The organism is Streptomyces sp. NBC_01571 (assembly GCF_026339875.1).
Lineage (GTDB): Bacteria > Actinomycetota > Actinomycetes > Streptomycetales > Streptomycetaceae > Streptomyces.
Map to the genome: position 1 here is coordinate 52,104 of NZ_JAPEPZ010000003.1, position 16,802 is coordinate 68,905.

Below are 16,802 nucleotides of genomic sequence, written 5' to 3' on the forward strand. Positions count from 1 at the left end.
AACAGATCCTGCCGACACGACACCCAACTGCCAAGCCTCACAACGAACTTCATTCTGAAACCATCAGTTAATGAGGAAGAGGGAGGAATCGTCGGGCCGCAGTGGTTCGACGAGGGACGCGTGCTGTCCGGTGAGCGCCTTGTCGAGCAGTTCTCCGTGGTGGGAGCGCCATCCTCCGAAGTTGTCGTTGACGTAGATGACGGGCGCATCGGATCGGCGCGCTCGTTGCAGGAGAGCAGCCGCGTGCGGCACCGCCTCGTGGACCGAGGGCAGCAGGAGGTCGACATCGGGATGGTCGTAGGTGTTGATCATGTCGATGACGATCAGGGCGGTCTTACCCATAGCTGTCCCCAGAGGCTCACTCGGCCGCGGAAAGGGCCCGCCTGGTGGCCCGGTGCTCGCTCTGGATGGCTTCCTCCAGGGCGATGCGGATTCCGAGGTTGAGTTCCCCGCACGATGCCCAGGCGGTGAGAAGGCTGGCGATCTGGGCCAGCTGACCGCCGGGCAGAACATGAACCGGTGGTCTCACAACGGGCAGCCGACCGACGATCGAGGCGCGGGCGCGGTGATGGACCAGGCCACAAGCATTGTGATGGCCCTCGGACGCCTGCCCGCCGACAAGGCAGCGGCCGTCCTGGCAGAAGTTTCCCAGCGCAACCACATCGAACCGGGTCGCGCGCAGCGGCGCTCCGCCCGGGGTGGGACGAGCCATACTAGGGACATGACTGTGTCGTCCTCCCGTTTCCCGGTGCCCAACGCTGGCGAGGTCTTGCGTGCCCGGTACATGCGGCGGCTGCCCGACCGGCTAGAGGATCTGCGCGGTCCCGCGCATGGCACAGTCGATCTTCCGCTGCACGTGGCGTGGTCGGGACAACGGTCCTACGACGTGAATTCCCCACGCCCACGGATGGGCCTTTACCGAACGGTCCTGGCCGAGGGACAGCAGCAAGACGTGGTGGACTTCCTCAACCGCGACCTGCTCATCGCCCAGTGGCCGGTCCTTCGCACCCTGATCAGTCGCCTCATCCGCGACGTCTGGGAAGGCGCGTTCCCCGAGCTGACCGCTGCCCCCGCAACGACCGCCGCATGAACCTGAGTGACCTGCACCGCCGGCTCCTGGCCGACGTACTCACCATTGGCACGCCGTACCCGCTTGTGATCACGGGCGGCTACGCCGTCCAGGCCCACGGTCTGGTCCAGCGCCTGAGTCAGGATCTCGATGTCGCCACCGAGAATCCCGCTCCCATGGACGAGATCATTCGAACAGTAAGCGCAGGCCTCACCGACCGCGGCTGGGCCGTGCGGCAGATCGAGACGGACCCGCTGTCAGGGCGCCTCATCGTCAGCGACCCCACCACCGGCGAGGAGTGCGAGGTCGACATCCTCAAAGAGGCGTTCTGGGCGCCGCCCGCCGACACCAAGTTCGGCTTGGCTCTCTCCCTCGACGACGTCATCGGAACCAAGGTCCGAGCCCTCGCCGACCGCAGCGCGGTCCGCGACCTCATCGACGTACACGCCGCTGCTCAGCACCGGACCACCGCCGACCTGGAATCACTCGGCCGCCGCCACGCCCGCACCGACTTCAGCCTCCACGAGCTGCGCGACCATCTCGTCGGCGCCGAATGGTGGGACGACCAGGATTTCTACGCCTACGGCATCACTTCCGAACACCTGGCCGACCTACGCGCGTGGGCCCTCGCCTGGGCGGCAGACCTTGACACCCGGCTGCACGTGGCGGACGACCCCGACGAGTACTGACCAGAATGTTCTCCGCATAGCCGGAGTATTCCGGACGGCCATCGGATCGCCAAGCCTTCGGGTCGACGTGCCAGGGTGTCGAACAGGTTGCCGATCGCCGCGGTCAGGGTGCTGTAGCCGCCTTGGGATATCACACGGGCCGTGTGCCTCGCGTAGGCCTCGTACTCGGGGGCCGCCTCTGCGGTCGGGCGCGGCCGTGCCCCAGCAGTCTGGGCCGGCCGGTGGTGGTGAACCAGGAGGCGACCAGGTCGCTGAGCTGCTGGTGGGCGAGGCGGCCGGGCTCGATCAGGTCGGGGTCCAGGCCGCCGTCCATGCTCCGCATGATCGTGTCGGACACCTGCGCCCACTCCTCGACGGGCGGCGGCGTGACACCGAGAAGATCGGCGATCGCGGCCAGCGCGATGGGCTGCGCGAGCTCGTGCATCACCTCACGACGGCTCCCCGGTGAGAGCCCAGGCGGGAGGCGGCGAGCTGGCGGGCGTGGTGCTGGAGGGCGGGCAGGTCTTGCTGGCGCAAGGCGGCCACGAACAGCGAGCGCGCCGGCGCCTGTTGGGGCGGGTCGAGGACCTGCACACTCAACGACGCGTCAGGAACGGCCCGGCCGAGACGCCGCGGGTCCCGGGCGAACAGCGTGTGGTCACGGAGCACGCGGACGCAGTCGGCGTAGCGGGCGATGAGCCAGCACTCCATCCCGTCGTGCCAGACCAGGGACTGCGCGCGCAGTTCCGCGAGCACCGGATACGAGCCGGCGAGCGTGCCAGCGTCCAGCGGGTCGTAGCGCACCGGACCGGCAGGCAGCGTGTCCACGAAGTTCTCCTTCGCGTGGAGAGAGGCGGAGGACCGGTCCCGGCCGGCGAGGGCGTAGCCGATCTGCACGGGCAGATGGAGGTCCCCGATGTTGAGGGCGTCCGGCGCGCCGAGGACGCGCTGCAGAGCCTCCGCCACGGTCCACGGGCCGACCCGGGAATCAGCGGGAGACGGGCTGGGGCGTCGGGCACCGTCATGGCCGCGGCTTCCTCCAGACGCGGGGCGTGGTGGCAGGCGCGCAGGATCGCCTCAGCTCGGGCGCCGTCGACGCCAGCGCGGTGCCATTCCCAGGACGGGACCATCCGCCACACCTGCGGCGGGGGCATGACCCGCATCCCGTGTAGTGCGGGCCCGGGCGGCTGTTCCCCGTAGCGGGCGAGGAGACGGCGCCAGGCGTAGTGGGCGCTGCCGGTGGTGATCCGCTGCTCCAGCACGTTCGGCCCGAGCGAGTCCATGACCAGACCGGTACGCGGCAGGCGAAGGCCAGCGTGCTTGCGGAGCGCCCGGGCGACGACCTGGTGCCGGGGGACGAACGCGACGGGGTCGTCGTCGGCACCCAGCAGGGCGGGGAGGGCATCCAGCGTCCGATCGGCTCCCGGTCCCCAGGCGTCCCCGGCGATCACGGCTCCGTCAGCCGGGCTGACGTGCTCGGTGATCTTCAGGTGGCGGGGCCATGCGGTGTGCGGCACGTGCGCCACCACGTGCCGTCCGTCTCCCGCCTGCAGGTCGGGTCACCGGCGCCGCGCCGCAGCACCCGCAGCGTGCGGGCCAGGTCGTACGGCTCGGGCGGCACCCATAGACGTCGACGGACGACGACCGGCGTACCCCAACCCTGGGCGCAATGCCGTTGCGTTACGGGTCTGGGTCGGGTGGGTCCGCTGGTTGTTGGGTCTTCGCAGGGCTGGCGGAGCAGGAATCGCGTGGTCACGCGCTCATGGGGTACCGGATCTGTCAGGAGATCCCGGAAGGGCCGTTGACTGGAAGGACCGTCACGTGGAACGCGCCGACTGGCTGCTCACCTCCGCTCAGCGGGGGAATCCGGCGTCGCGGGTGGACCGCCGTCATGCCGACGGTGCGGCGTGGTCCACGGGCAACGACGTCCGCCCCCTGGTACACGGGGCGGTGTACTTCGCCGAGCTGCTCGCGGCCGTGCGGGCGCAGCGGGCCGGCGACGTGTTGATGTTCACGGACTGGCGGGGTGACCCTGACGAGCTATTGGACGGTCCGGAGAGCGCTATCGGAGATGTGTTGTGCGACGCCGCACGCCGCGGTGTCGTCGTCAAGGGGCTGGTGTGGCGCTCGCACCTGGATCGGTTCCAGTTCAGCGAACAGGAGAACTACCACCTGGGGGAGGAGATCGAGGAGGCGGGAGGCGAGTGCCTGCTCGACATGCGGGTACGGCCGGGCGGCTCGCACCATCAAAAGTTCGTGGTGCTGCGCCACCCCGGTCGGCCCGAGCGGGACGTCGCCTTCGTCGGCGGCATCGATCTGTGCCACAGCCGTCGGGACGACGCCGCTCATCAGGGTGACCCGCTGGCGCAACCCATGGCCGACGCCTACGGTTCCCGTCCGCCCTGGCACGACATCCAGCTGGCGGTGCGCGGGCCCGCCGTCGGCGATGTCGAGGCCACGTTCCGTGAGCGGTGGACGGACCCGGCTCCGCTCAGTCGCAGCCCGCGCAGCCGGTTGTGGGCGGCACTCCGGGACGAGGACACGCGGGCGGATCCGCTCCCGGTGCAGCAACCCGACCCGGGTCCGCGCGGTTCCCAGACCGTCCAGATCCTGCGCACCTACCCGAACCGACTCAAGGGCTATCCGTTCGCTCCCGACGGTGAACGCAGCATCGCCCGCGCCTACACGAAGTCCCTGCGGCGGGCACGCCGGCTGATCTACCTCGAGGACCAGTACTTGTGGTCGGAGAGTGCCGTCCAGCCGTTCGCCAAGGCTCTCGCGGATCATCCGGGACTGCGCATGATCGCCGTCCTGCCGCCACTGCCGGACCAGGAGGGGCGGATCAGCACACCGATGAACCTGCTGGGCCGGATCCGCGCCCTGGAAGTCCTGCGACGGGCCGGCGGCGACCGGGTGGCCGTCTACAGCCTGGAGAATCACGCCGGGACACCCGTTTACGTCCATGCCAAGGTCTGCATCATCGACGACGTCTGGGCCTCGGTCGGGTCCGACAACGTCAACCGGCGCTCCTGGACGCACGATTCGGAACTCAGCTGCGCAGTCCTCGACGAAACCCGTGACTCCCGTGAACCGATGGACCCCGGCGGCCTGGGTGACGGCGCCCGCGTCTTCGCGCGCGAGCTGCGGTTGTCGTTGAATCTCGAACACCTTGACCGCAACGGGTACGGGGAAGCGGCTGCACTCTGCGACCCGGGCCGCGCCTTTGCGGCCTACGCCGACTCGGCCGCCGCTCTGGACGCGTGGCACGACGACGGCCGCCACGGTCCGCGACCGTCGGGACGGCTGCGCACCTACCACCCGCCGCGCTTGTCCCGCATCACGCGGACCCTGGCCAACCCGCTCTACCGGGTCATCGCCGATCCCGACGGCCGCCCCCGCTCCCTGCGTCGGCACGGTGCCTACTGACGGTGTCCCGGACGGGTGAGGTGACCCCGTTCCCCGACCGGCCGGAGATGCGCGTGGTCCACGAGACTGTCTATCAGGCCATTTACGTTCAGGGTCGCGGTCAACTGCGGCGCGAACTCGCCAGTGCTCTGCGCTCAGGCCGAGCCAGCCGAAGACCCCAGCGGCAGGCCAGCTACCGACGCTCGCGGTTCATCGAGCCGATGGTCATGATCAGCGAATGTCCGGCCGAGGCGGAGGACCGGGCTGTCCCCGGCCACTGGGAGGGCGATCTGATCATCGGCAAGGAGCGGCTATGAGCTGCCCCAAGCAGCTGCCTTCCCCGACCCGTTCGGACTGAACACCAACCGCCGCTCGGCCACCGGGCCGCGTCAGCGCGCGGATTTCCAGCAGAAGGCAGCAAGGGTTCTTGACGAGCTCTTGCCGGACAGCGTCGGCCTGGTCCGGCCGTCCTACGCCAATGCGGGCAGCTATCGGGGCGAGACGGCAGACGGCAGACGGCAGACGGCAGACGGCAGACGGCAGACGGCAAAGTCTTCCCGCTCGTCTTCAGCGCGTACTACTCACGAAGCGGTCCCGGCCCGGGTCCCTGCCTGAAGTACATCAACAACACGCGAGGCGGCTGCGAGCACGTCACGCTGTCCAATGGCATTAAGGCAATGGTGGTCCGCCTGACCGACCATCCGGTCCCGCTCGTGCACACCCAGATCGAGTTCTCCTGCCGACACCATCACGTCACATTCCGTGTCGAGTCGGACCCGAAAGCCGAGGTCGATTCCCCGGTATCCGGCAGGGAACTCCAGACCATTGTCAGCGACCCACGCTTCCTCGACCTGGTGCGGGACGCCATCAAGCTCCCGCTGGAAACAAAGAAACCCACCAACAAGGGCAGCTGAGAAGCCGTCCGACCGCGAGGAGCCGTCCGACGGGTCGTGCCGTGGTGAACACGGCGACCGGATGACGGCTTGGGCGGGCCGTGACTCGAAGTCCGATCGCCGGGTTGTACACGCCAGCGCCGGACCACCTCCCGCCGGACGGCGCGCGAGCCGGGCCCCGGATCCGACCGCCCCGGGGCTCGGCTTACCAAGCTTTGTCGCTCCGGGGCTACTTGTCGGGGCGGCCGAAGAGGGCTTTGAACAGTCCGGTGGGCTGCCCCGCAGCACGGATGGCGCGGCAGGCCTCGCAGGCGCGTCCGTCCGGCGGCGCGGACGGATCGTTCCGCCCCATTCCGCTGAGCGGTTCGCCGCAGGTGTCGCAGGCGGGAGGCGGCGGGGGTACGGGTTCCTGCGCGGGCGCGGACCAGTCGGCGGCGGCCGTCCGTTCCGCTCTCTCCTTCGCTATCTGGGCTTCCAGAGCTATGCGGCGTTCCTCGCCACGGCGGCGCCAGGCTCCGTGGTCCCTGGGGTTGTCCAGGGCGTCGATGAGGGTTTCCCAGCGGCGGTGGCCGCAGCGCCACCACACCTCAGCGAGCGGGCCCGACCGCTGGATGCGCTCGAGAGTGGTGAACAGGATCGGGATGGCGTCGTCGTACTCGTAGTAGCCGTCCGGCTGTTCGCTGCCGTAGGTGGCAAACCCTTTGTACGTGCCTGTCCAGTGGTCCCGGGTGAGGTCCAGGACGCGGTTCATGCGGTTCTTCAGCGCCTGCTCCCCCAGCCGGGTGCCGGGGTCGAACACCACGAGAATCGGCGGATATCCCGGCCGGCCGGTCGGCGAATAGTGGGTATGCCACAGCGGACGCCATGCACCTGGTGGTGGCCCGCGATCGGCGTCCAGGACGTCCCCGACGGCCCCTTCGTCCTGCAGTGCAAGCACGCAGGTCCTGGAATGCGCGCCAGCCCAAGGCGTGCAGGGCGAAGTCGGGGGAGCCAGGTGCTGCGACGGTGCCTTTGCGGGGGTGGTCGGTCACTGTGGCTGGTCCTCGGCGGGGCCGTTGTGAGGTCCGGTGGTTGTTGCCAGGTGCCGTAGAAGGCGCCGTCGCACCAGGAAAGCCGACACCACTCTCACGCCCTCGGAACTCAGCGACGAGTTCGTTTGCGTGTCAAGTTCAGGAAGAACGGCGTCGTAGTCCTCGCCCCAGCCGACGGCTCCCGTCCGCAGGCCTCCACGAGTGCCAGCAGCAGATCGCGACTCGGTCGGGATTGACCACGCAGCACGCGCGACACGGTGGCGTACGGCAACCTGTTCCCACCGGCGCGGTTCCCGCCGCCAGGTGCTGCAGCTCCTCCACAGGAGCGCTGTCGGCGTCGCCGTCGAAGACGTAGATCCTGTCGCCGGTCGGATAGAAGCAGATCCCGGCCTCCACGATCGAACCCGCGCAGCCGCCAACGATGTTCGTCTCCGGCAGACGCGTCCGGCCGCGCCCAGTGATCGGGGCGCGGCCGGACGCGTCTGCCGGAGACGGATCAGATCAGCTGGTGCTGAAGGACTCGTAGCCGTAGGAGCCGGTCCACTGGCCGGCGCTGCGGTCGTAGGTGCGGGCCCTCATGAGGAGCAGGCCGTCCTCGTAGAAGTCCTTGTTGCACACCACCCAGGTGCCGGCGCCCTCCGAGTTCACACACTGGCCGGTCCGGTAGACGCTGGTGTCGTTCCAGTGCTTGTAGTTCTCCCAGTCGGCGACCGCGGAGGCGCTGTCGGCGTCACCGTCGTAGACGTAGATCTTGTCGCCGGTCGGATTGAAGCAGACCCTGGCCTTGTCGGGCGAACCCACGCAGAGGGCAGCGCTGCCCGGGTTGCTTGTCCTGGTCCCCTGCTGCCAGGAGTCGTCGGCGGCGGCGGCCGGACTGGCGGCGGACAGCGCAAGCGCGAGCGCGCCGACGAAGGCGGCACCAGCGGTCATGGTGGTGCGGATGCGGATCACGTATTTCCTCCCCGAGCACAGTGCATGCGACAGCCGCCCGCGCGCCGCGGGGCGGGCACGAGGGGCGATCGTTCCCCCCGGAGCGGGGCCGTTCGTTCAGCCCGGCGTTTGAGGGATTGCTTGATCACGGTACGGAAATCCCACTCGCAACACAAGGTACAACAATCCCATGAGGCAACTCAGTTGACCCCCAGGCGCTGTTTCTCGGACACGTGCGGAGCCAGATGATGAGTGCTGCGAGAGTGACGGTGCCGAGATAGATATAGGCCCGCTTTTCGTAGCGTGTGGCAACGGCGCGGAAGCCTTTCAGAGGGTTGATGGCCCGTTCGACGGTGTTGCGTTTGGTTATGGTCCCCGCTTCCCATCATGACCCTGACGTCCGCACCAGGCGTCACCCGCATCTGGCATACGCTCCGCTGACCCCAGTGCGTGCGGGTGCGTCGCACCCGAGTGGCCCGCGCTCTGCGGTATGCCGCCCATCTCCTCCCGCCGCCGTCCGGCGGACCGGCTGCTTCACCGTGCTCGCCGATGACGCGGCATCATTTGTCGATCGGCTCAAGGAGCTCGGTCTCGGCGAGGTCACCGTGGTGCACGGCTGACCCGGTCCCGACCAGGGCCGGCGATCGGCGTGGCCGACGGCGCGAGCAGCGTCCGCCCGCCGCTGCCGCGAGTACGCCGGACCCGGCCGCCGCAGTTGCGGCGGTGAAAGCAGCCCCGGAGCCGTGGCTGTCCAGCAGGGCGCCGGCGAGTGCTGAGCCCAGGGAGGAGCCCAGGTTGTAGGCGGTGTTCACCCAGGCCCCGGCTTCCATCCGGGTGCCGGCCGGGAAGAGCTGGTCCACCAGCAGGTACGCGGTGATCAGCAGCATGTCCAGGCAGGCTCCGAGTGCGAACAGGGCCGCTGCGGCGACCGGGAGCAGCGGCGCGGCGGCGAGGAGTGCGAGGGCGGTGGTCCCGGTCGCGCCCAGGACCAGCAGCCGCTGTCCCGGGGCGGCCCGCCAGACCCGGCGCCCGTACAGTAGTCCGCCGGCGACCCCGCCGGCCGAGCACAGCGTCAGCAGCGCTCCGGTCGTTGCGGCACCCCAGCGCGGCACCGCGGCGATCTCCTCGACGGCCAGGGCGCAGGCCGAGCCCAGAACCAGCAGCAGCAGACCGAGGAAACCGGTCCTGCGCAACGGGCGTTGTCCCGTTGCCCCGTTGTTCCGGTCGGGGTCGGTGGCTGACCGCGGTCGAGAGTGCGGTCGGGAGGACGTGCGGCGCAGCGCTCGCGCCAGCGCGCAGAAGCCGACGAGCACCAGGCCCGCGCATACGGCGAGTGCCGTCGGGGCGGACCAGACGCCGATCAGCACCGCGCCCAGGGTGGGTCCGACCGCGAAGACTGTGGACTCAGAGACGGTGTCCAGGCTGAGCGCGCACTGCTGCTGCTGCGGGTCGGCGGCAAGGTCGCTCCAGAGGGATCGCATCAGCGGTCCGACCGGAGGCGGGAACAGACCGGCCACCGCGGCAAGCGCGAAGACGAGCCAGGGTGCGGCGCCGAGTTCGCCGGTCAGGGCGATGACCGCGAGCATCCCGGCGTAGCCGGCTGCCAGCAGCATCAGCGCCCGGGGCCGGCGCTCGACCAGCCGGGCCCGGGCCGGTCCGAGCAGGGCGGAGATCAGGCCGAACAGTCCGGCCGCCGACCCGGCCACGGCGTAGGAGCCGGTGGCGTCGCGCAGGGTCAGCAGCAGTGGGAGGCTCAGCAGGCCGTAGCAGAGCCGGGCGAGGATGGCGGCGGTGAACAGGCCGCGGGCATGGGGGAGGGAGAGGGCGGCGCGATAGGACGCGCCGCCCCCGGCAGGGCGTGGCATGGGGATTCTCCGAGTTCAACGCACGAGGTCAGAAGGAATCGCGGTACCGCCCGGCCGAGTGGCGCGGTGCGGTCGGCATACCTTCTAGTGCGATACAGGGAGAGACATGTCGGTCATTAAACAGCTCGATCGGCCGCGCAGCAATCCAGCATCAGTCGCGACTCGCCTCGGATGAGGTCCACCACCCGTCCCGCGTGTCGGCAAACGAACGTGGACAACACGCGTGGGGCGCCGCGCGGTCCGGCCCCGGCCGTGCCTTGGACAGGGCGTTGCTCTCTTCAACGGGGGCTGTCGGTGGCGGTTCGTAGGCTGCGCGCGTGAACATCGACGATCTCTACTGGCAGGCGCGCCATCACGGCGGCGTATCCCCGCGGATGGTGCGAACCCTCCTCGACCTGGGGCAGTTGGAGCTGTTGATCCAGGCGGCGCAGGAGCGCGGGGACTGGAACTGCGCGCAGGCGGCGGCGCGTGAGTTGTGCGCGGCCGCGGAGTTCGAGCGGGCGCTGGCGCTGTTGGTCCCTTTCACCGATGTCGGCTGGCGGGCCGCCGAGTGGACCACCGCCGAGATCATGATCCGGCGGGGCGAGGGCGATGAGGCGCTCGCGATGGTCCGCCCGGACGCGGCCGAGAGGGCCAACGGCCACGCGTGCGCGCGATACGCCGAGCTTGCGGTGATGGCCGGGCGGTGCGACGAGGCCATCGGGGTGCTCACGCCCCATCTCGGGGAGGCGTGGCTGCTGTCGCACCTCATCAAGGTGACCGAGGGCCAGGGACGGGACGACGAGGTCCTGGACCTCCTCACCAGGGCGGCGGAGCGCGCAGAGGGCGAGTCGACGGGCCGGCTGGACGGGTGGCAGGTGCTGCTTGGGATCGCCCAGGTCCTGGAACGCGCCGGGCGTGCGGACGAGGCCGTCGACGTTCTGCGCACCGAAATGGCCTCCGGCCGGCGTCATCCGCTCAACTTCCCGGAGTATTACGCGAAACTCCTGGCCCGGCAGGGGTTGATCGAGGAGCTGGGAGCCCTCGCCGCCGACGAGCACTACGCCACCTTCGACGTGTATGCGAAAGCGCTGGAAGACGCCGGGCGGGCGCCCGAGGCCGAGGCCCTGCTGCGCGAACGTATCGGAGCCCACGATCACCCGAAGGACCGTGTGGCGCTGATACACCTCCTTGTCCGCCAGGACAGGATCGACGAGGCCGTCGAGACCGGCCGGCCCACGTATGGCTACTACGACTGCTGGAACCTGCTCCATTGGGCGCTGGAACTGCTCGTCGACGACGGCCGCCCCGGCCGAGCCCTCGAACTCCTGGAAGAGTTCGCCGGCGCATACGCCGAGGGACACCCGGATGGCGTCCTGCACCTGAGGCTCTGGCTGCTCGGCGAAGCGGGCCGCTGCCCGGAGGGCATCGCTCAGGCCATCGCCCTCAACGAGGAGGAGCCCGGCGAGTGGGACACCGCGTTGGCGCGACTGCTGGAGCGCGACGGCCAACTGGAAGCTGCCCTGGCGCTTCTGCGCTCATCCACCCACCATCTGGCCGACCTCGACTTGGCCGACATGCTGATCCAGCACGGCCGTCCGGCCGAGGCCCTCGCCGCCATCCCCACGATCGCAGAAGGTCGGGCGGCCGCCGAACGGCGGGAACGGGAAAGGGCGCAGCGGCAGGAGCAGGACGACCCCTGGGGCGGCGTGGGCGAGTTTGCCCAGGAGCCCCCGCTGTAGGTGTCGTGCGCCGCGGACGTTCGTCTCGCTCCGGCCCTCCCTGTGGGCCGATCGGGTGAACTGTCGCGGGCGGGAGAACCCTCTGCCTGCGGCCGTGCGTCGTGCCGGGTGTGGAAGCGATCAACGAAGTACACGTATCGGAGTCCGGTCTGGTCGTGGTCGACGTGGCAGCCGCCGACGACCAGACCGCCTTCGCCTTCCAGGCGGCCCTGACCGGAATGTGGGCAGCCACCTCGGTGGAACGCACGACCCGGGACCCCGGACAGCCCGGCGTACGACTGCGCTGCTACCTCGACATGCGCCAACGCCTCAGCCCCTGACTCGGGGTGCCAGGCCACGCCCGCCTCGCCGTGCCGCCGTACGGCTGCATGACGCCGTCCGGACCGGAGCCTGCGGCCGGCGAGGTCCGCGGCGCCTGCAGGCGACCCGCAGGGAACTTTCCCATAACGTCCAAAAGGTTGCATAAACCGCTCTACACTCATCGCGCAACTCGCACCATTTCAAGGGGGATTCCTTGTACGCACGTCTTGCCGCCTCGGCCGTCGTGGTCGCTGTCGCCGGCCTCGTCTTCAGCGCACCGGCCGCCTCGGCAGCGGCCGCGCTGCCGTCCACCAACACCTCACACCACTGCGTCCATCACACGACCGGCCTGTGCGGCTGGACCCACCATCAGAAGCCCAAGAACAAGACCGAGACGGCGAAGTGCAAGGACGCTTCCCTGTCCTACTCGCGGCACTCACAGGGGACCTGCTCCCACCACCACGGCGTCAAGTACTGGTTCAAGTAGGCCCCAGAGGCCAGGTAGGTCGCCTGCTCCACACCCAGAGCAGGCGACCTGCCCGCATCCACTGACCCGCTGGCCAGGTGGTCGGCCCCCCGGTGGCCGACGGAACCTGGGCTGATCGCGGAAGTCGGCTCCGAGGTCGCCCGCGACGCCGTATTCACGTGACCACCGCGTCCGCTCCCGACTCCTGAAGCTCCTGGCCGACGTCTGCTCCCAGCCCAGGCGCTGGTCCGGGCACTTCCACGGCCGTACCAGGACACCCCGCGTGCAACGCGGCATCCCTATTTGGGGTGGACTGGCCCAGTTCAGCGTGACCGTTCCCCCGCTCAAGATCGTTGATCAAGCCATGCGAAAAATGATCAAGGACCTGACGGTCGGTGCCGTGCTCGCGGGCGTGTTCGCCCTGCCCGGAGCCTCGCCGGCATCCGCCACGGCCTCATCCTTGACGCCGCTGACCGCAGGCACCATCGCCACCGCCACGACTCCCAGCTCGCCCGCCAGTCACGCCCGCTTGACGCCAGGCACTCGCCCGGCTCGCCGCCGCCGGCATCCAGCGCCCCGTCGGCCGTACCTCCCTCGAAGGCGTACGTGCCCGCACCATCCAGGGGGTCATCGCACTCAAGAGGGCCAGCCGCTGCACGATCACCATCACCGGCGGCACCGAGTCCGGCCACAGTGCCGGCCCCCGCTCCCACGCCCGCGGATACAAGCTCGATCTGCGCACCCACCACGAGGGGGCCTGCCTCACCCGCTGGATCAAGACCACCCAGCACAAGGGCAACCCGCGCGGCAACGACCCCCGCTGGTACGGCAACCTCAACGGCATCACCCTCGACTACGTCTACGAAACCCCCAGGCGCGGCGGCGTCCACTGGGACATCACCTTCGTCTGAGACATCGCGCGAACGGATCCCGGGGAGCCGGCAAGCCTTCGAGTATCCGAGCGAGGGCCGGCGCGACATTGTGTCGCCCGGCCCCCGCCCTGCCCGAGCGGCTCCGAAGGTCCGACCTCACCAAAGATGCCGGCCTTGCGCCGCAGCGCGTTCTCCAGGTCTCCCGTCCTCGCGGGTGTCTCATCGGCTCAAGTGGACACCGCGACGGCTCCTGTACGGCAACCGGCTCACCTACCCCCCCTCGTCGTTGAGCGCGCGTAGCGCGCGGGGATGCGCTTCTTCGGCCCTCTCTGTGACGCGGGGCTGTTGTGTCCTGCTTGGTGCCTGGAGGACTCTGACATCATGCGGCCGTGATCACTGCGGACGACGACCTGCTGACCGGCCTCGACGAAGTGGAGTGGTCGAACCTGAACCATGCCTACGGGACGGCCGCCGATGTCCCCGGCCAACTGCGCGCCCTGTGCGGAGACGACGAGCTGGCACGACAGCAGGCCGTCAGCAGCCTGTTCGATCATCTCGCGCACCAGGGCAGTCGCTGTCAGGCATCTCCGTACGCGGTGCCGTTCCTTGCCCGGATAGCTCTCGCCGGCCCGGACCGGGCGCGTGAGGACGCGTTGGAGCTCCTGACCGGCCTTGCGGTCAACTGGGACGAGGAGCGCGAGATCATCGACGGGGCCGACATCGCCGCTTGGCGCGCGGAGGCCGCCGAGAACTCCTCCGACAAGCTTCTCCCCCTGTACGAGGAGGCTCTGGCCACCGAGCAGGACGAGCAGCGGCGCCGGAACCTACAAGACATCCGGGACTGGGTGGCGGCCGGGAATCCGGTCGATGCCCGTGACTCTTCGATGCGTTCGTACAACGCCGTCCTTGCCGAACTTCCCGCCCTGCTCGATCTCTTGGATGACGAGAATCCCCGGGTCCGCACCAGGACCGCCTACCTGCTGGCCTGGTTTCCCGAACTGGCGGACACTTCCCTACCTCGCCTGCTTGGCCGTGCTGCGCACGAGGCGAATGTCGTCGCGAAGGCCACCTCGCTTGTAGCTGTAGGCATCCTCGGTACGACGGCTCTCCCGGGGACCCTCGCCGACGATCTGGATGCCGAGGACGGCCTCGTACGCTGGGCGGCCGCCATCGCCATCGCCCAAACCGCCCGTGGCGCAGCCGCGGAACTCGACGGTCCGCTCCTCGACCGGGCCGTAGCCGAACTCGCTGCCGCGGCCGCGGCCCCTGCGCCTGTCCCCGCAACCGACTACAGCCAGGGCGACTTCCACGGCCACACCGCTGACGTCCTGCTGGCCCTTCCACCCTCCCCCACCTCACGCGCCGCGGTCGCCGCCTGCCTGCCGTCCGTCAGCACGTCACAAAGAGCATTTACCGGTAGTTCGTTAAATCCGGAGGTAGAGGTCAATGCCCTGTCCGGTGGTGACCGCGTCGATCAGGGCCTGGAGTTCATGGGGTGGGTCCGTGTCCGTCCATGCTTGCCACCAGCGGGTGAGGGTGATGGCTGGGGTGAGCCAGGACCGGATGGCGCGTAAGGCCCTGGGCCAACAGGGCTGTTGGGCCTGGAGGGGTATGTCTGGTCCCCCTCTCTGGTCCCTCCCCGGGACAGGGGTCCGGCGCGGTGGCATCCAGCGGTCCGGGTGGGGCGAACCATTGATCCCAGCAGAAGGAGAAGGCGCAGTTGACCAGGGTCTGGTGGCGGCGGATGGCGCGGTCGGAGCGGACTTGGAAGTCGGCCCAGCCGAGTTCGTCCTTGATCTGTTTGTAGCTCTGCTCGATCCACGGCCGTAGGCCGTAGAGGCGGACGATCTCGGCGAGGTCGGCCGGCTGGTGCGGGCCGGTGGAGGCGTGGGGTGCGTCGGGGTGGGGCAGGTTGGTGGCCAAATACCAGGTGGCCTTCTCGGGCAGCCGGGCCGGGTCGGTGGTGGCCACGACCAGCCGGCACGGTGAGTCGGGGCCGTAGCCGCCCAGCCGGGCATCGGCGGCCCACCAGGTCTCGGTGTGCCCGTCGCGGAAGTGACGCTCCACGGGTGTCCAGTCGCCGGGACGCTTGGCATCGCGCCAGGTCAGGGCCTGTGCCGCTTCGATGGGGGTATGCGGCTGGTCGGCCCGGGCCCAGGTGCCGCGGTGTGGTTTGAGCGCCACCACGTAGGCCAGGCCGGCCTCGCGCAGTGCGAGATACCAGTCGTCGCTGACGGAGTAGGCGCAGTCGGCGATCACCGCCCGGCAGCCGAAGCCCGCCTCCTTCCCCCGGGCCGCGAGGGCGGCTGACAGTTGCGGTTTTGTGCGGAAGGCCGGGTCGCAGCGGCCGCGGGTGAAGTGGTGGGCAGGGGTGTAGGGCCTCGCGTGCAGCGGGTAGTAGACGCGGCCGTCGGTCCACAGCGTGGTCACCGTGACGATGCCGTTGTCCGTCTTGCCCAGCCGGCCCAGCCACTGCCTGCCCACGTGCGCGGTCGCCGTGCCGTCCTTGCGGTCTCCGGAATCGTCGATCACGATGACCCCGCCGTCGTGCGGAGCCGTCGCCGCATCCTCACGCAGCAGCTCAAGCCGCCGGTCGTTGACCAGTTCGGCTTCCCAGGGCGACTCGGACAGGAAGAACTGCAGCCGCTGCACCCCCGGCATCCCCGCACCGGCCACCGGCTCCGCCCCGGCCAGGCAGGTGATCGTCTTGTTTCGCTCCCGCGGCGCCAGCAGCCCGGTGAGATACTCCCGAAAACCCCGCCGCTGGGCCAGGCTGAAGAAGAGGTCGTCGAACCGGGCCGCGTACTCCTCCAACGGACCGGGCGCGGGCGGACACGGACGGCGAGCAGTCATCCTCAGCCCCCAACAGAGCAGTTGACTCCTACCACCGGCCTACGACCAACCCGACCAGTCGTCAACCCACACCGCCACCGGATTTAACGAACTACCGGTAAGGCGAAGGCGGTCCTGCCGGACCTGTTCCCCAGCCCCCTGCCCGATCCCCGTCCCCCGTACGCGAGCCTCCCCAGATCCCAGCAGCAGCTTCTGTACGCCCTCGCCGACCTCAGCGAAGGTTGGTGGAACACCGCGGGTGACATCGGCGAGAAACTCACCACCTACGGGCTTCCGGCCACTCACGCTGGGCTGCGCGCGTACCTCGGGCTTCCCTTGGTCGACCGCGACTGCTGGCCGCCTGAAAACTGAGCACGCGGACGGCGAGCACACCTGGGAACTGCCCCTGCCGATCATGAGACTGCTCGGTACCACCCGAGTCGTTGACGCGGTGGGGGTCGCGGTGGTCTGAGGCGATCCCGGGTGGGGAACAGCTGCGGCCGTTCCCCACCGGTCAGCAACCGGCGTTGTGGACGGGTGCGGGATCACCGGCAGGTGATCTGCGGGATCATGCACCGGGTGCGAATCGGTGTGTAGTGGCGGCCCGCCAGAACGATTCGGCCCCTGGAAGGTAGTCGGATCTGGTGAGTAGGCGTGTAACGATGATCGGCCTCGCGACCTCCATCGCTTCGAAAGACTAGGCTGACTTCTGTGCGGGCCGGTTACAGGGAGCGGGGAGGCTGGGGCCAT

Annotated in this window: 14 protein-coding genes and 3 pseudogenes; 9 read left to right on the forward strand and 8 right to left on the reverse strand. The window is 69.4% G+C overall.

The features are described from left to right. Positions 1-69 precede the first annotated feature (69 nt). A pseudogene (locus tag OHB41_RS48225) lies at positions 70-342 on the reverse strand (isochorismatase family protein); the annotation flags it as partial. Positions 343-721: 379 nt separating this feature from the next. Here OHB41_RS48225 and OHB41_RS48230 point away from each other — a divergent pair. Then, complete coding sequence (locus tag OHB41_RS48230) at positions 722-1,090, forward strand: hypothetical protein (RefSeq protein WP_266708842.1); 369 nt, start codon at positions 722-724, stop codon at positions 1,088-1,090. Next, positions 1,087-1,758: a nucleotidyl transferase AbiEii/AbiGii toxin family protein gene (locus tag OHB41_RS48235; protein ID WP_266708529.1), complete on the forward strand. Its 672-nt coding sequence runs from the start codon at positions 1,087-1,089 to the stop codon at positions 1,756-1,758. The genes OHB41_RS48230 and OHB41_RS48235 overlap by 4 nt, the downstream gene beginning before the upstream one ends. A gap of 130 nt (positions 1,759-1,888) precedes the next feature. On the opposite strand, the gene OHB41_RS48240 is transcribed toward OHB41_RS48235, so the two are convergent. Together OHB41_RS48240 and OHB41_RS48245 are read right to left on the reverse strand one after the other, a co-directional pair. Further along, positions 1,889-2,185: a hypothetical protein gene (locus OHB41_RS48240; RefSeq protein WP_266708531.1), complete on the reverse strand. Its 297-nt coding sequence runs from the start codon at positions 2,183-2,185 to the stop codon at positions 1,889-1,891. Next, positions 2,182-2,703, reverse strand: coding sequence for a cytochrome P450 family protein (locus tag OHB41_RS48245; protein ID WP_266708533.1), 522 nt, complete (start codon positions 2,701-2,703; stop codon positions 2,182-2,184). The genes OHB41_RS48240 and OHB41_RS48245 overlap by 4 nt, the downstream gene beginning before the upstream one ends. An 855-nt stretch (positions 2,704-3,558) precedes the next feature. On the opposite strand from OHB41_RS48245, the gene OHB41_RS48250 reads away from it, so the two are divergent. The 3 genes and pseudogenes from OHB41_RS48250 to OHB41_RS48260 all read left to right on the forward strand — a co-directional run bounded on the left by OHB41_RS48250 (position 3,559) and on the right by OHB41_RS48260 (position 6,056). Next, positions 3,559-5,163, forward strand: a complete 1,605-nt coding sequence (locus OHB41_RS48250; protein ID WP_266708535.1) for a phospholipase D family protein — start codon at positions 3,559-3,561, stop codon at positions 5,161-5,163. Positions 5,164-5,192: 29 nt separating this feature from the next. Next, positions 5,193-5,444 (forward strand): annotated as a pseudogene (locus OHB41_RS48255) (transposase); the annotation flags it as partial. A gap of 375 nt (positions 5,445-5,819) precedes the next feature. Beyond that, positions 5,820-6,056, forward strand: a complete 237-nt coding sequence (locus tag OHB41_RS48260; protein ID WP_266708537.1) for a hypothetical protein — start codon at positions 5,820-5,822, stop codon at positions 6,054-6,056. Positions 6,057-6,264: 208 nt separating this feature from the next. Here OHB41_RS48260 and OHB41_RS48265 read toward each other — a convergent pair whose 3' ends face one another. The 4 genes and pseudogenes from OHB41_RS48265 to OHB41_RS48280 form a co-directional block, all read right to left on the reverse strand. Then, complete coding sequence (locus OHB41_RS48265) at positions 6,265-6,972, reverse strand: hypothetical protein (protein ID WP_266708539.1); 708 nt, start codon at positions 6,970-6,972, stop codon at positions 6,265-6,267. 595 nt (positions 6,973-7,567) lie between these two features. Beyond that, complete coding sequence (locus tag OHB41_RS48270; protein ID WP_266708540.1) at positions 7,568-8,017, reverse strand: hypothetical protein; 450 nt, start codon at positions 8,015-8,017, stop codon at positions 7,568-7,570. 214 nt (positions 8,018-8,231) lie between these two features. Beyond that, positions 8,232-8,360 (reverse strand): annotated as a pseudogene (locus tag OHB41_RS52885) (IS5/IS1182 family transposase); the annotation flags it as partial. A 196-nt stretch (positions 8,361-8,556) separates the two neighbouring features. Then, on the reverse strand, positions 8,557-9,861 hold the full coding sequence (locus OHB41_RS48280) for an MFS transporter (RefSeq protein WP_266708541.1): 1,305 nt from the start codon (positions 9,859-9,861) through the stop codon (positions 8,557-8,559). 317 nt (positions 9,862-10,178) lie between these two features. On the opposite strand from OHB41_RS48280, the gene OHB41_RS48285 reads away from it, so the two are divergent. The 4 genes from OHB41_RS48285 to OHB41_RS48300 all read left to right on the forward strand — a co-directional run bounded on the left by OHB41_RS48285 (position 10,179) and on the right by OHB41_RS48300 (position 14,794). Continuing rightward, on the forward strand, positions 10,179-11,582 hold the full coding sequence (locus OHB41_RS48285; protein WP_266708542.1) for a tetratricopeptide repeat protein: 1,404 nt from the start codon (positions 10,179-10,181) through the stop codon (positions 11,580-11,582). A 110-nt stretch (positions 11,583-11,692) separates the two neighbouring features. Next, entirely contained in the window at positions 11,693-11,902 is a 210-nt protein-coding gene (locus tag OHB41_RS48290; protein WP_323138630.1) for a DUF6207 family protein, read from the forward strand. Positions 11,903-12,096: 194 nt separating this feature from the next. After that, positions 12,097-12,369: a DUF3761 domain-containing protein gene (locus OHB41_RS48295; RefSeq protein WP_266708546.1), complete on the forward strand. Its 273-nt coding sequence runs from the start codon at positions 12,097-12,099 to the stop codon at positions 12,367-12,369. A gap of 1,240 nt (positions 12,370-13,609) precedes the next feature. Continuing rightward, positions 13,610-14,794, forward strand: a complete 1,185-nt coding sequence (locus OHB41_RS48300; RefSeq protein ID WP_266708548.1) for a hypothetical protein — start codon at positions 13,610-13,612, stop codon at positions 14,792-14,794. Here OHB41_RS48300 and OHB41_RS48305 read toward each other — a convergent pair. Further along, positions 14,709-16,073, reverse strand: a complete 1,365-nt coding sequence (locus tag OHB41_RS48305; protein ID WP_266708550.1) for an IS701 family transposase — start codon at positions 16,071-16,073, stop codon at positions 14,709-14,711. The genes OHB41_RS48300 and OHB41_RS48305 overlap by 86 nt on opposite strands. Between the last annotated feature and the right edge of the window lie 729 nt (positions 16,074-16,802).